The organism is Bibersteinia trehalosi, assembly GCF_004346205.1.
Classification (GTDB): Bacteria; Pseudomonadota; Gammaproteobacteria; order Enterobacterales; family Pasteurellaceae; genus Bibersteinia; species Bibersteinia trehalosi.
This window is the reverse complement of sequence record NZ_SMAM01000004.1, coordinates 16,781-30,224: the sequence shown is the minus strand read 5'-3', so window position 1 is coordinate 30,224 and position 13,444 is coordinate 16,781. Positions and strand designations below refer to the sequence as shown.

14 protein-coding genes and 1 pseudogene are annotated in these 13,444 nt (G+C 42.3%); 5 read left to right on the top strand and 10 right to left on the bottom strand.

Annotated elements, in window-relative coordinates:
- Positions 1–17: 17 nt before the first annotated feature.
- Positions 18–860 (bottom strand): N-acyl homoserine lactonase family protein, encoded by an 843-nt coding sequence (locus EDC51_RS04850; protein ID WP_131928324.1) that lies wholly within the window; start codon positions 858–860, stop codon positions 18–20.
- Positions 861–990: 130 nt separating this feature from the next.
- Here EDC51_RS04850 and EDC51_RS04845 point away from each other — a divergent pair, with 130 nt between their 5' ends.
- Entirely contained in the window at positions 991–1,536 is a 546-nt protein-coding gene (locus EDC51_RS04845) for a TetR/AcrR family transcriptional regulator (RefSeq protein ID WP_131928323.1), read from the top strand.
- Positions 1,537–1,654: 118 nt separating this feature from the next.
- Here EDC51_RS04845 and EDC51_RS04840 read toward each other — a convergent pair whose 3' ends face one another.
- The 7 genes from EDC51_RS04840 to EDC51_RS04810 form a co-directional block, all read right to left on the bottom strand.
- Positions 1,655–2,611 (bottom strand): LysR family transcriptional regulator, encoded by a 957-nt coding sequence (locus EDC51_RS04840; protein ID WP_249038469.1) that lies wholly within the window; start codon positions 2,609–2,611, stop codon positions 1,655–1,657.
- The gene (locus EDC51_RS04835) at positions 2,583–3,437 is read right to left on the bottom strand and encodes a DsbA family protein (RefSeq protein WP_131928322.1); all 855 of its coding nucleotides are present in this window, start codon (positions 3,435–3,437) and stop codon (positions 2,583–2,585) included. The genes EDC51_RS04840 and EDC51_RS04835 overlap by 29 nt, the downstream gene beginning before the upstream one ends.
- 2 nt (positions 3,438–3,439) lie before the next feature.
- Positions 3,440–3,793 carry a phenylpyruvate tautomerase MIF-related protein gene (locus tag EDC51_RS04830; RefSeq protein ID WP_131928321.1) on the bottom strand — a complete coding sequence of 118 codons (354 nt, stop codon included), beginning with the start codon at positions 3,791–3,793 and terminating at the stop codon, positions 3,440–3,442.
- Positions 3,794–4,092: 299 nt separating this feature from the next.
- A complete protein-coding gene (locus tag EDC51_RS04825) occupies positions 4,093–5,451 on the bottom strand; it encodes an NtaA/DmoA family FMN-dependent monooxygenase (protein WP_131928320.1) in 1,359 nt (452 codons plus the stop codon).
- A gap of 166 nt (positions 5,452–5,617) precedes the next feature.
- Complete coding sequence (locus tag EDC51_RS04820; RefSeq protein WP_131928319.1) at positions 5,618–6,370, bottom strand: NADPH-dependent F420 reductase; 753 nt, start codon at positions 6,368–6,370, stop codon at positions 5,618–5,620.
- A 6-nt stretch (positions 6,371–6,376) separates the two neighbouring features.
- Positions 6,377–7,291, bottom strand: coding sequence for an alpha/beta hydrolase (locus EDC51_RS04815; protein WP_131928318.1), 915 nt, complete (start codon positions 7,289–7,291; stop codon positions 6,377–6,379).
- A gap of 101 nt (positions 7,292–7,392) precedes the next feature.
- Entirely contained in the window at positions 7,393–8,343 is a 951-nt protein-coding gene (locus EDC51_RS04810) for an NAD(P)H-dependent flavin oxidoreductase (protein ID WP_131928430.1), read from the bottom strand.
- A 200-nt stretch (positions 8,344–8,543) separates the two neighbouring features.
- On the opposite strand from EDC51_RS04810, the gene EDC51_RS04805 reads away from it, so the two are divergent.
- A complete protein-coding gene (locus EDC51_RS04805; RefSeq protein ID WP_131928317.1) occupies positions 8,544–9,410 on the top strand; it encodes a LysR family transcriptional regulator in 867 nt (288 codons plus the stop codon).
- On the opposite strand, the gene EDC51_RS04800 is transcribed toward EDC51_RS04805, so the two are convergent.
- On the bottom strand, positions 9,388–10,266 hold the full coding sequence (locus tag EDC51_RS04800) for an alpha/beta fold hydrolase (RefSeq protein WP_249038468.1): 879 nt from the start codon (positions 10,264–10,266) through the stop codon (positions 9,388–9,390). The two genes, EDC51_RS04805 and EDC51_RS04800, sit on opposite strands and share 23 nt — an antisense overlap.
- Positions 10,267–10,435: 169 nt before the next feature.
- Here EDC51_RS04800 and EDC51_RS10950 point away from each other — a divergent pair, with 169 nt between their 5' ends.
- Together EDC51_RS10950 and EDC51_RS10945 are read left to right on the top strand one after the other, a co-directional pair.
- Positions 10,436–10,639 (top strand): DUF4172 domain-containing protein, encoded by a 204-nt coding sequence (locus tag EDC51_RS10950; RefSeq protein WP_131928316.1) that lies wholly within the window; start codon positions 10,436–10,438, stop codon positions 10,637–10,639.
- Positions 10,640–10,649: 10 nt separating this feature from the next.
- A pseudogene (locus EDC51_RS10945) lies at positions 10,650–10,796 on the top strand (DeoR family transcriptional regulator); the annotation flags it as partial.
- Positions 10,797–10,857: 61 nt separating this feature from the next.
- Here EDC51_RS10945 and EDC51_RS04785 read toward each other — a convergent pair.
- Complete coding sequence (locus tag EDC51_RS04785; RefSeq protein ID WP_131928315.1) at positions 10,858–12,000, bottom strand: NADH-dependent flavin oxidoreductase; 1,143 nt, start codon at positions 11,998–12,000, stop codon at positions 10,858–10,860.
- 317 nt (positions 12,001–12,317) lie between these two features.
- Here EDC51_RS04785 and EDC51_RS04780 point away from each other — a divergent pair, with 317 nt between their 5' ends.
- The gene (locus EDC51_RS04780; protein WP_131928314.1) at positions 12,318–13,421 is read left to right on the top strand and encodes an MBL fold metallo-hydrolase; all 1,104 of its coding nucleotides are present in this window, start codon (positions 12,318–12,320) and stop codon (positions 13,419–13,421) included.
- Positions 13,422–13,444 lie beyond the last annotated feature (23 nt).

Below are 13,444 nucleotides of genomic sequence, written 5' to 3'. Positions count from 1 at the left end.
CAAGCGGTCATTTTTCTTTAATTTTTTACCAGCGTAAACACCTTATTTTTCAGGCGATATTCACTTTTCTCATCATGGGCGAATTGCGTGATAGTCGGTTTTCTTTGGCAGAGTTCACGCATTTTCGCTGTACTTTGTTGATGTAATTTGCCATCAATACACACGCCGTCAATGTTGCCTGCGAGCATATCCGCTTCGCTGTAAGAGGCATCACCACCAATTAAAATATAGTGATCAGTCATATCAATAATCACCGCCATATGCCCCAGCGTATGTCCTGCGGTTGGTACAAGACGGATTTTGCCATCTTGGGTAAGTTTATGGCTGCTCTCAAAACTTTCAAACGCCCCATCATTAAATTGTATGCCCTGTGGTTTAAACCAATCAGGATAGTGCATTTTCAAATAGCCATTGAATACCGCATCGTTTGCTTCAATTGCCTGTTTTTCCTTTTCCGTTAAGATAAATTGGCTGTTTGGAAAGTGGGGAATACCGCCTGCGTGGTCGCCGTGCATATGGGTCATCACCACCTTATCAATCTTTAAAGGATCAAAGCCGTTTACCTTTAAAATTTCGCCCACTTCTTCGTGTTTTTTAACCCCACGTCGTTCACAAAACTGCATAAAGGGATGCCACCATGGTTGATAGCCCTTGTCGTTAGCTCGGCTACTTTCCCCAGTATCCACCAAAATCAACCCTTCATCGTGTTCAATCAGCCAGCAACCAATCGGCAATTTAGGCGACCATTTGCTATCGGTTAATACATCAAGTACACGGGCAGGACGGGCAAAAAAGCGTGCCACTTGATGATGAATTTTGATTTGTACCCAACCTGTTGTCAGACAATGTACTTTAATCATTTTGTGTTCTCATTAAAAAATCGTGGGCATATTGTAGAAAGTGCGGTTACTTTTCACAAACATTAAAAAGCTCGTATTTGGTAGGATATACAGATAAAATTACAAAAATGTATGCTTATTTTGAAAAAAGATGAACGATTTAAGAGTAATCAAAACCCATCTGGCAATCCAAAACGCTTTGATTGAATTATTAGATGAAAAACCGTTTGAAAAAGTGCAAGTACAAGAAATCATTGAAAAAGCCTTGATTAACCGCGCCACTTTTTACCGCTATTATTCGGGCAAAAGCGATTTGGTTGGCAAATTGATAAAAGAAGTGAAGGCGGAATATCAAGACCTGCTCAAAAAGCGTTTTGAAAGCGATGATTTACTGCGATTTATGCAAACCATCGGCAACCGCTTATTGAAAAAAAGACGGCTGATTTTGGCACTTTGGCAAATTAAAACCCCACGCCATCATTTGTATGATGATATGCACGCATTATTAAAAGATGCCTTCATTGCTCACGCCCAAAAAGTGAAATCTGTTGAGAAGGATTGGGATTATCAAGCCACTGTCTTTGCCACCATTGCCCTAACAAGCCACTATTACGTTTTTAAAAAAGGTGAGATTTTGCCTATTCCACAGGTGTTTGGTGAATGGGCGGAGATGATTGATATCTTGGGGGCTCGTTAATCTTTGCAGATTTTACAAAGAAAACAACCGCTTGCGTATAACAAGCGGTGTTTTTTCAGTTTAGTTTTGCAAAATCTTGTTGCTGATAAATCAGAGTTGCTAATTTGGCAATAATGGATTAGTTACAATATTCTTTAAATGTATTTAACAGCCATTCAATAAACACTTCTAGCCGTTTTGGAATAAATTCTCTTTGTGGATAGACCAACCAGACAGGACGAGAAGGCTTATGATAATCGGGTAACACTTTTACCAGTGAACCATTTTCCAAATAGGGATCAGCAAGCATACAAGACATATAGCTAATGCCAAATCCTGCTAACACCGCTTGTAATAACACATTAGAATCATTCACCGACATCACACAAGGAATTTTCATACCAACATCATTCCCTCCTTGTTCAAATCGCCACGGCATGATTTTACGGTGTTTATCCGAAAAATAGTGAATAGCACGATGGTGCTCTAAATCGTCTAAGGTTTTCGGCGAACCAAACTCAGAAAGATAGCGAGGTGCGGCACACAATACCATCGGTAAATCCCCTAAACGGCGTGCAATATACCCCGCATCATCTAACTCTCCCATACGAATCGCACAATCTAATCCTTCATCAATCAAGTTTTGAACTTTATCACTGGCACTCACGACCAACTGAATATCAGGATATTGGCGATGAAATTCAGGCAAACGGCTCATCACAAAATTAACCAATGAAGGTGGCATATCAATGCGAAGTTTGCCAACTGCTTGTTGGGCAGAGCCCGAAAGATCTTGAAAGGTATTTTCTAATTCAGCAAGTAAGGTTTGGCATTTTTCATAAAATACTTCCCCTTCGGCGGTGAGGGCTAGTTTACGGGTGGTACGATTCAGTAAGCGTGAACCAAGTTGCGTTTCCAGATATTTGATCCCTTTGGAAACTACCGAAATATGTAAATTGAGTTGATCTGCCGCTTTGGTAAAACTGCCAGATTCTACCGTACGAGCGAAAATTTGTAAGGCTTGGATTCTGTCCATATTGTGTAATAAGAAAAAATGAGTGTAAGAATTATAGGCAAATTTGCATAAAATGCCCATTACCAACTCGCTTGAATGGGATTTGGGCTTGTATGAATGCCTGCAAAATCTGATTTTCATTTGAAAATCCAAAGGCATATTGCAATTCAATCAACGAAACAAGCGGATGCTTTTGCATAAAATATTGCAAAATTTCTGCATTAAATTTAGGCAGTGTAGGTTGAATGTTTCCTTGTGTGAATTGCACGATGATGCTCGCTAAATGATCGTAGGTTAGCACACCTGAAACCAACCTTTGCTTGCCTTGATATTCAAATAGGTAAGCGGGTAATCCTCGTACCCCTAATTCCGCTCGCCATCGCCAATCTTGCGCTAATGCTTGTTGGGCTGATCCGTCATGAAAATAGTGTTTAAAACACCGCATATCTAATCCCGTTTCTTGGGCAACCGCAAAAATTTCCGCTTCTCGATTGGTTTCTCGTTGCTCGACAATGGTGGCATAGCGTAAACGGTAAAGAAATTGATCCGCTTTTAGGCTGTCGGTGAGTTGGGCAGCTTTATAAGCAAGATTCAACGGCGTGGACGAGCGTCTTTCGGCTGAGAACAGATTTAATTTATCCATTTTAATCTGCATTCCACTAATTTCTTGCTCACTTTCATAAATTTTTGCCAAGCGTGCGTTATAACGAATAAATGCTCTTTCCTCTCCTTCACGAAAATCATCGGCAATCATAAAATCTGCCACATCTCGTACCAGCCCTCCCATCACGAATTTCAACACGACCTGATCGCCAAAATAGGTTTCAAGCTGACGAAAAAACGGTTCACTTTCATAAGTCAGTCCCATCATCGGATCGGTAAAGTGGTAAATAGTAACTTTATTCATTATTACCCCCTGCGTTCAATATACTGCCCAGCCATGCCCCACGCTGTAATATCATCAAATTTGATAAAAATCCGTTCAGGGGCGATAGATAAGGTTTTATGGATTAAGCGAGTAATTTCCGCTGTAAATTCTGCGTAACCAGAATGGTGTTCATTGGCAAAAATACTCACTTGAATATAAGCAGAGGGGTGATTATCGCCAGCTAGCCACAAGTGTGCATCTTGTTCAATCTCTAATAAAAGTACTGATTCAGATTTATACGGTATAAGTCCAATTGCTTGACCAAATCCATTTTTTAAAGCAATTTCCTGTGCTGGACTGACTGGTGTACTAAATTTTGCTAAGACAAATGGCATTGTTTTCTCCATTGCATATGAATGGAGAAAGTGTAGGAGAGTTTTATTAATAGAAAAAGCAAGAATAAATTAAGAAAGTTTTGCTAATTTGGCAATAATCTAGATGAATAAACGAGTTTTGCTTTCTCATTAATTCGTTCAGGAAATTACAGTATCCGCCCATCGTTATTTTCAAGCATATAGGTGCCTTGATATTACATTAAGCCTTTGTTTGCGGGGTTATTAACTAAAGGCTTTGTGTATTTTATTTTAGAAAACGTATAAGACTGATGGGCATTAATGATTAAGATCTGCTGAACTTACCCTTTCAACCCATACTGATAACCCACGCCCAAATGCTCACGCAAGGTATTTCCTTCATAATCAAGATGATAAATGCCTCGCTCCTGCAAAATCGGCACGACTTTTTCCACAAAATCACTTACCCCTTTTTGGCTGTCAGGCGCAAGCGAAAAGCCGTCTGTTGCCCCAGCCTTAAACCATTCTTCCATAAAATCCGCCACATCGGTTGCGGTGCCGACCACCACAGGGTGATAGTTAATCACACCATTTGCCAGCACTTCTTTGGGCGACATTCCACGCTGGATCAGTTCCACCGCTCTTGGCGAACGCGGGTCGTGGGGGTGTGGGCTTGCCTGATTTTGTAGATATTCTGGCAAAGGTTCATTCACATCTCGCCCTGTCAAATCCACCCCAATCATTGCTGATAAATAGCGAATTTGCCCATTAAATTCCTCATCACTCATAAAATCAAGGAGCTGCATACGGCGAGCGAGTGCTTCTTCATAACTGTCGCCAATGGTAAACATAAATCCGCTAAACATATTGATTTCATCAGGATTTCTACCGTGGGCAATGGCACTTTGTTTGAGCACATTGCGGTAACTTCTTGCCTCATCAATACTAAACGGATTGGCATACACACCACTGGCAAAGCGTCCTGCCAACTCTACTCCTTCTGGGCTTGGACCTGCCTGAAAAATCGGTGGTTGTCCTTGTGGTGTGGCTGGAATCGGCAATGCCCCTTTGACTTGATAATGCTTGCCTTGATAATTGGCTTGTCTTATTTGGCTCATATCGGCAAATTGTCCTGACACTTTGTCGGTGATGTAGGCATTTTCGCCAAAAGTGCCCCACAGCGTTTGCACTGCTTCCACCATTTCGTGTGCCATCTCATAACGCGTGGTGGTGTCAGGCAAGGGCTTATTGCCAAAATTGTAAGCGGTCAAAGGCGTGCCTGTGGTAACGGCATTCCAGCCCATACGCCCTTTGGATAAAGTATCCAGCGTCTTCAATTGTCGGGCAAGGTTATAAGGCAAGTTGTAAGTGGTAGAAAAAGTCGCCACCATTCCGATTTTTTGCGTAGCATAGGCAACGGCAGAGAGCATTACCATCGGTTCAAGGGGAAAAGCAGGTGAGCGAGTGGCAATGTCCGTGCCACCGCCAGCCCCACCAAAGGACGGCGTATCCGCAATAAATAGCGTGTGAATTTTGCCTTTTTCAGCCGTTTTTGCCATTTCCACATAATAATCAATGTCGGTATAGGCTTTCTCATTGCTATCGGCAAGTCGCCACGATTGAAATTCGCCACCATAGCCAGAGACAAGTTGCAGGGCAAGTTTGATTTTTTTATTTGAGTTATCAAGATAATCGGTCATTTTGTTTCTCCTATAAAATAGATTGAAAGTATTATAGGATTTTGAAGTTGATAAAATAATGGCGATTTATGGGAAGATTATTTCTGAAAATGGAAAGATTTTTTTGTAAAATTTCCAAAGAAAAACACCGCTTATCATCAGAATAAACGGTGTTTTTGTTTTGGGATTAAGTATTCAAAATCCGATTGGCTTTAATTACCTTATCGTGCGAAAAATCGCCCCCTGTCAGTTTGGGTAATTCGCCCACCGCATAGGCTCGGTTTTGGCGGATGCTGTTTGGCGTTTGGGCAGAATTTGCACGGCTTTGGCGTAATTCATCGGCGGTATAATCACAACAATACCCTGCTGAATTGGGTTGTTGTTGCCACGAATTTGCTAAATCACCAGCATCTAGCGGTTCAAATCCGCATTCATCAACTAAGCTCATCACAAGCTGTTTTTGGCTTTCATTATCGCCAGCCACCCACATTGCAAGACGGTTTAGCTCTCCTTTGGTTTTGCCTAAATGGGCAAGTGAATGAGCAAGCAGCATATTAAACGCCTTGATCACACCACGTCCTACCATATCGCTTACCCACAGGCTTTCAGGCTGTCCGTTGTCAATCTCGCTAATGGCTTTATCACGAAATTCAGGGTAATAATTGCTCGTGTCCACAATCACCGTATCAGGCGACAAATTCGCCCACAAATTTGGGGGCAAATCGGCAATCGCAGGCGTGGGAATGGATAAAATCAGGACATCAATATCCACACCTACGCTGTGTAAATCCGCAGGGATTGCCCCAATTTTTTCGGCAAAATCTGCGATGCTGTCAATGCCTTTGGAATTGGCAACTTTAACCGTATGCCCCACTTGGGCGAATTTTTGGGCAATTGTGCCGCCAATTTGTCCAATGCCAATAATACCAATGTTCACCATCGCTCCTTATTTTGCTCGTTCCTCAATCCAATTCACAATATCTTGGGTGATCAGTTTGCCATTGCTATCCAACATTAACATATGCCCGATATTGGGGTAAAGACGCAGGCTTTTATCAGTCGAGTTGGTTTCATTATAAAAATCGATGGCATCTTTCGGCACAACGTACAGATCCGCATCGCCGCTGACCAATAATACTGGGGCGGTGAAATCGTAGCTGTGTGCTTTGAGATATTGCACGCCTTCTTTGAAACTGTTTGGGAAAGATACCGAGAATTTTTCCAACATCAGCGGATCGTTCGGTAGGGATAAACCAGCCCCCATATCAGGTATTGGCAAATTCAAGGTTTTGTGTGCCGCTTCAAAGCCATTCACAAAACTCTCCGCAGGCTCGGGGCGTGGCAAATACCCAAAATTCATCTGGTTATACCGCAACACACCTGCCGCCAAAATAAAGCCGTCCGCCCCTTGTGGGTATTTTGTGCCGAAAAGTGCGGTGATGTGTCCACCCATTGAATGTCCTAATACAAACACAGGCGTATTTGGGTTTTCCGCTTTGGCTTTTTCCACTACAAGACGTAAATCTTCCACCATTTCAAAATAGCTTTTGATGTGAATGCTGTCTCGCCCGTCCGATTTGCCGTGCCCACGATGGTCAAAGCGATAAACGGCAATGTCGTTTGCGTTCATCGTTTTGACAAAATCGCCAAACACCCCCGAATGGCTCGCCAAACCGTGCGAAATCACCACAACGGCTTTTGTTTTGCTTTGTGGAATGTCTTTTTGCAGGTGCAGAGTTAAGCCGTCAAGGGTTTTGATTTGGCTGATAGTTGGCTGAATAACTGTGTTAGCATTCGCTACGCCTGCAAATGATAAGGATAATGCCAGTGCGATGGCAGTGGTTTTTAAAAACATTTTCATTGCTATGCCTATTGAGTGATTAAAATTTTCAAGTCTCTTAATATTATTTTGCAAAAAGTTAATCAAAAAATACCGCTTGAATTTCTTCAAGCGTTTTCTTGCTATTCGCCCATCAACTCCTCAATCAACCCTTTCACCGATTGCACTTTGTTGATCGCTGAAATACCATTGCCTACCGACACATAACCATTTTCAAAATCGCCTTCAAGCATACCTAAACGCATTCCTGTACCGGCATTCATTACCTTAGCAATCTCCGCACGAGTTGCGCCATTTTCACTCATTTCAAAGCATTTTTTAGCCAGTTCTGTCGGCAGTGAACGGTAGTAATGGGGTTCTGTACGGAATAACAGCAGATCATTGGCATTCGCTCTCACAATCCAATTTTTCACGTTTTCACTCGCACGACATTCTTCAGTAGCAATAAATGCAGTGCCAACCCATACCCCTTCTGCACCTAAATTTAACGCTGCTTGTACCGTGCGTTTATCCGCAATGCCCCCTGCTAACATCAATGGTAAATCCACTTTCCCCACATACTCCGCAAGCACCGAGAAGCTACCGTTTTCTTTGGCAGGTAATGTACCGCCTTCATCAAACCCTGTCAGTACCAAAATATCCGCACCTAATGCTTGGGCTTTTAAAGCGTCTGCTAAATTTGGATTTGGCAAACGGCAGATGATTTTTGTCCCCGCTTGTTTGAATTTTTGATAAATCGCTTCATCAAGTAAGCCATTATCTAGCACCACAGGCACTTGTTCTTCAATAAAGAGTTCTACCATTGGTTCAATCAGCGAAAAATCGTAAGACACAATAAATGGCACACCAAAAGGTTTATCCGTCAGTGCTTTCACTTTACGGATTTCTGCACGCATACGATCTAAGACTTCCTGATTAGAGCTTGGATTGGTATTTTGCCCAGCGTGTGGCGCTAAAAAGCCTAATCCACCCGCTTCTGCAACAGCAGCAACCAGTTTTGCATCGGTCAGCCAAGACATCGGCGCTTGAACGATAGGGTGTTTGATATTCAGAATTTGAGTAATGCGGTTCATCATTTTTTCCTATTTGAATTGAAAATTTGAGCGTAGTGTAATGATTTTGGATTTGGGAGGGAATGAGTGGAAATGGGAAGCTGGTTTTCGGATTTGGAAAACAAAGTCCTGTTTATACTTAAAACTTAGTCCCTTTTAAGGAAAAGTTTTAAGTATAATGAAAACATTTTCTTACTATTTAAAAATAGGGATTGAAAACAATGAACCTCAACACCCTCCGCCTTTTCGTTGCCGTTATCCAGCACGGCAGTTTGTCCAAAGCCTCCGAACGGTTAAATGTGCCGATTGCGACCATTAGCCGTCAAATTGCAGAATTGGAGAAATCACTAAATATACAGCTGTTTGACCGCCAGAAGTCAGGGGTTAAGCCCACAATGGCAGGGCAAAGGCTCTATGAGCAAGTGCATTTAAGCATTGAAAATTTAGTGAATGCCGAGCAACTCCTTTTTTCCGAGCAACAGCAGTTGCAGGGGAAATTACGGATTTCTGCCAGCCCAGCTTGTGAGCCTGTACTTGACTGGATTGCACAATTTCAAACGCAATACCCTCAAATTCAAGTGCATTGCACAATAACCGACCGAGTATTGGATTTAAGTGCAGATGGTATTGATGTCGCATTTCGTATTGGTGATTTGCACGGTGATGGTTTTATTGCCAAAAAAGTAAGGCAACTCAGTAGCAAATGGGTCGCACACCCTGATTTATTGGCGCGTTATGGTACGCCGACTACGATAAAAGATCTTGCGTATTTTCCTCTTGCCGTGTGGGCAAAAAATGATGAAAGCACCATCAAGCTTGGCACAGGCAAACAAGCGGTTGAAATTCCTTATTTTTTTGCAAGCAATGACAGTTATGCGTTGGAATGTATGGTAAAAAGAGGTAAGGCGATTGCTCAACTTGCCGATTTTACCGTAGAGAGATTGGTGGCGGAAAATGGATTGGTAGAAGTGTTGAGGGATGTACCTAATCCGCATTTTGATTTAACGATGATCTATGCTGCTCATCGCTATCCTTCTACGATTGTGCGAACATTTGTAGATTTTATCAGCAAGCAGATGAAGCCGTAGCTTGCCATTTTTGCACTAACGCCAACAACCGATCCGCCACTTCCTGTTCCTTTTGCTGATAAGTATGCCCTGTGCGTTCAATAAAAATCAGCTCATTTTGATGAGCATTGGGGAAATGGCGGTTGATATTTTCCAAGAAACCGCACGGATCGCCATAAGTAAAACGGTCTAATGTCCCAATCAATAATGCGCCACTATGTTGTACGTTTTCCACCTGCGAAAAATCCCGTTCTTGTTCCACATGCATATTATTGAGAGTATCGGTGAACAACCATTGATACGCCATCTCCGCCGTACCACCGAGCCAGCCAAACAGTTCAAACGGCAGGACTTTTTGCCCTAATCCCTGTTCTACATACTGTTTCACCACCGCTTTTTCCTGATCGCTCACAAAATTGGTTAAATGAGTAACATTAGCAGGGCTGAGCAAAATAAATTTACTGACTCGGGGATCATGGTGGCGAGAAAGGTAATACACCACCTTGTTCGCCCCAAGCGAATGCCCTGCAAGAATAATCCGCTGATAACCAAGGCGTTCGGCAAAATCCAAATAAGCAGAAATATCGTCATCGGTCTTAGTAAAATCTTCATTCCACGAACCAATTAACTCTTTTTCGCCTGTTTTCGCATTCGTTATCGGTATTTGCCCAAACGCATTGCGAGTTTGAGCATAAATAAAATCAATGCCATTTGCCGAAAGCGTTTCACCGATATTGTAATAAAACGGATTGGAATAAAAATTGCCGTGAATGCCCGTAATCGCAATCACTACCGTATCGGCTTTATGGCGACTTTCAAATAATGCACCGTGTAAGATGGTGCCAGTGTGAGTTGGAATCGCTAATTCTTGCATCATTTTTCCTTATTTTTTCGTTGTTACGGCAAATTATAAAGAATGATTTTTGCTGAAAAAGCGATAGATTTTTAAATGAGTTTTGACTATCTGGCAATAATTGAGAATAAATAAGCGGTTTGTTTTTCAACATGTTTTGCAAAATAAGTCAAATAACGGGGAAAATTGCCTGATGACGCAATTTAACCATGAATATATTTGGCAAAAAACAAATTGGCATAAATGGGAATATGACCTTACCCGATTATCCTCATTGCTCAATCAAACCCATTATCAACAAGGCTTATTACTCGGGAAAATGAGCACGCTGGGCTTTGAACTTTCGGAACAAGCTCGGTTACAAGTGCTGACCCAGTCAGTGCTTAGAAGATTTTGAAGGCAAACTCACCAATAAAAAATATGCCGCTCTCACCAAAGTTTCTCGGGATACCGCTTTGCGGGATCTCACCGATTTGGTGGAAAAAGGCATATTACAACGCTCAGAAAGCGGCGGGCGAAGTGTGAGCTATAAGATTGTTGAAGAAACGAAGTAAAACAATAACAAGCGCACCATTTTGCAAAATTTTCTGCAAAACAGAGCGCTTGTTTTAATGGCTAAAAATGCTCCGATTTATAACGCACGCCAAGTTGTTTGCTGGGTGGATAAAAATCGTGTCCCATTCTGGTGCCGTGTAACATCGCTGGGGTATAGCGGTAAAAATCGGCTTGTTCCCAGTCAAAGGTGGTTTGGATTTCAGCTTCTAGTCCTGTTTTGATCAGTTCCACTAAATTCGGGTTAAGCATAATGCTTTTGCCGATGGAGACGGACTCCACCCAGCCTGTTTGGTAGGCGTTGAGCATATCATCTGCGGTGTAAAGGTTGCCTGAGCCAAAGAACGGTACTCGCCCTGCGATGCGGTCGTGCACAACTTGCATACGAGTTAATGCCGTATCTGCACCACGACGGACTTTTTTATAAAAATCCCACAGCGAAATGTGCAAGTATTGAATTGGCATTTCTAACAGTGTGTCCACCAGTGTCAGCGTTTCTTTCATGGTAATGCCTCGCTCGCCCGGTTCTTCGGGGGAGAAACGATAACCGATGATAAAATCAGGGCGGTTGTGTTTTTTACGCATTTCATCAATGGCTTTGACAATTTCCAGTGGGAACTTTAAGCGTTTTTCTAGGTTTCCGCCCCAAAAATCAGTGCGATAGTTTGTCGCTGCTGACACAAATTGCTGAATTTGCCAGCCATTCGCACCGTGAATCTCCACGCCATCAAACCCTGCTTCCATCACTAATTCTGCAGCACGAGCATAGCTTTGCACCATCTCCCACACTTCACTTTCGCTCATTGTACGAAAACGCCCATAGGCATCGCCTGTTGGTGCAACCACATCATACCCTTGTGTCATAGCAGGATCAGCACGTAAACCGCTATGAGCAATTTGCACCACGGCTTTGGCACTTTGTTTATGGGCAATTTCGGCGTATTCACGCAAGGTAGGTAAATGGCGTTCATCAAAGGCATTTGGGCTTTCAAAGCCGATACCGCTCGGGTGAACATTGGTAAAGGGCATAATGTATAAGCCAAATCCATTAAAGCGATCTTGCCAGAATGTGCGCCCTGCTTCGGTCATCTCGCCGTCTTCGCCTGAATCATAAATCGTTAAAGGGGCAACGGTGAGGCGGTTAGGGATTTCTACGCCATTGTTTAAGGTATAAGGTTCAAATAAAGGGGTATATTTTGGATTCATCTTTGCTTTCTCCATTAATTTCTATACGACACAGCAAGCCACTGCTTGCGATTGATAGGCACAGTATAACGATTTATTTTTGCTGAAAAATCAATGGAGCGTTAAATCACTTTTGCTTATTTTGCAATAATCTATTAGTCTCTAGAAGGCTTAAAATGGCGTAAGTAAGTAAGGAAGAATATCAGCAAAGAAGTTTGGACTTCATTCTGTTTTCTTCTTTGTTTGCACCATTTTTAAGCAATATCGTGAATAAATTTGAATTATTAACAGACCCTCAGTAAACTACTTTTTTATTCTTATTCTGTTGTGGAGAATGGATGCCCATACTGATTTTAATTTTTAAATATTTAGTTTGCATTGCTGCGATGTTTGCGCTGAGTGGCTATATTTTTATGGTTTTTCACCCTGTGTTTGGGGGTAAGCCTGATGCCCAAAGTCTAGTAAAAATTCAACGCTCGCCAAATTTTAATGGTAAGAAATTTATTAATCTGGAAGAGACGACTATACAAACCGGTGAAGAAGAGATTTCTTTATGGCAATGGACAAAAGATAAACTCATTGCCTCATCTCATAACACGCCGCGTCAGGCATTGCCAAGTGTGCCTTTAAATTTGAGTTTATTTCGAGATGGCAGCGTTGTTTGGTTTGGGCATTCGACAGTGCTCTTTCAAACACATGGTAAGCGTTTGATTACCGACCCTGTTTATTACCATGCCTCTCCGCTACCGTTTGTGGTGGAACCGTTTAAAATGCAACATACGCCAACGGTGGAGGAATTGTCTGCGTTAGATGCGGTATTGATTTCTCATGATCATCTAGACTATAAAACCATTTTGCAAATTGATGCAAAAACGCAACGGTTCATTGTCCCTCTCGGGGTAAAAGCACATTTACAACGTTGGGGGGTAGCAAGTGAGAAAATCACCGAGCTGGATTGGGATGAAAGTGTCAATTTAGATGGAGTTGAAATTACCCTCGTTCCTTCACGCCATTTTAGTGGGCGGGCGTTGAATACCCAAGATAGCACCCTGTGGGGAGGCTATGTGGTCAAGTCGCCGGATTTATCACTCTATTTTAGTGCAGATACAGGTTATGGCTCTCACTTTGTTGAGCGTGTTGCCAAATATGCTCCTTTTGATTTTGTGATGATTGAAAATGGGGCTTACAACGATAAATGGGCACTAATTCACGAATTCCCAGAGCAAGCGGTTCAAGCCGTGAGAGATGTACAGGGTACTAAGGTGATGCCTATTCATTGGGGGAAGTTTGATCTTTCCGAGCACCATTGGACAGAGCCTGTTAAGCGTTTTTTAGCCGATGCCAAACAGTATAACTTACAAGTAGCTACACCTAAAATAGGCGAGGTATTCCATATCTTTGAGCCTTTACCGCATGAAAAATGGTGGGAAAAAGTAAAGTAAGCATATTATGAAATAAAGTGCGA

What these genes read in the sequence shown, in the direction of transcription:
- EDC51_RS04850 (WP_131928324.1), bottom strand. Translation starts at nt 860, where the DNA reads ATGATTAAAGTACATTGTCTGACAACAGGTTGGGTACAAATCAAAATT.
- EDC51_RS04845 (WP_131928323.1), top strand. Translation starts at nt 991, where the DNA reads ATGAACGATTTAAGAGTAATCAAAACCCATCTGGCAATCCAAAACGCT.
- EDC51_RS04840 (WP_249038469.1), bottom strand. Translation starts at nt 2,611, where the DNA reads ATGGGCATTTTATGCAAATTTGCCTATAATTCTTACACTCATTTTTTC.
- EDC51_RS04835 (WP_131928322.1), bottom strand. Translation starts at nt 3,437, where the DNA reads ATGAATAAAGTTACTATTTACCACTTTACCGATCCGATGATGGGACTG.
- EDC51_RS04830 (WP_131928321.1), bottom strand. Translation starts at nt 3,793, where the DNA reads ATGCCATTTGTCTTAGCAAAATTTAGTACACCAGTCAGTCCAGCACAG.
- EDC51_RS04825 (WP_131928320.1), bottom strand. Translation starts at nt 5,451, where the DNA reads ATGACCGATTATCTTGATAACTCAAATAAAAAAATCAAACTTGCCCTG.
- EDC51_RS04820 (WP_131928319.1), bottom strand. Translation starts at nt 6,370, where the DNA reads ATGGTGAACATTGGTATTATTGGCATTGGACAAATTGGCGGCACAATT.
- EDC51_RS04815 (WP_131928318.1), bottom strand. Translation starts at nt 7,291, where the DNA reads ATGAAAATGTTTTTAAAAACCACTGCCATCGCACTGGCATTATCCTTA.
- EDC51_RS04810 (WP_131928430.1), bottom strand. Translation starts at nt 8,343, where the DNA reads ATGAACCGCATTACTCAAATTCTGAATATCAAACACCCTATCGTTCAA.
- EDC51_RS04805 (WP_131928317.1), top strand. Translation starts at nt 8,544, where the DNA reads ATGAACCTCAACACCCTCCGCCTTTTCGTTGCCGTTATCCAGCACGGC.
- EDC51_RS04800 (WP_249038468.1), bottom strand. Translation starts at nt 10,266, where the DNA reads ATGATGCAAGAATTAGCGATTCCAACTCACACTGGCACCATCTTACAC.
- EDC51_RS10950 (WP_131928316.1), top strand. Translation starts at nt 10,436, where the DNA reads ATGACGCAATTTAACCATGAATATATTTGGCAAAAAACAAATTGGCAT.
- EDC51_RS04785 (WP_131928315.1), bottom strand. Translation starts at nt 12,000, where the DNA reads ATGAATCCAAAATATACCCCTTTATTTGAACCTTATACCTTAAACAAT.
- EDC51_RS04780 (WP_131928314.1), top strand. Translation starts at nt 12,318, where the DNA reads ATGCCCATACTGATTTTAATTTTTAAATATTTAGTTTGCATTGCTGCG.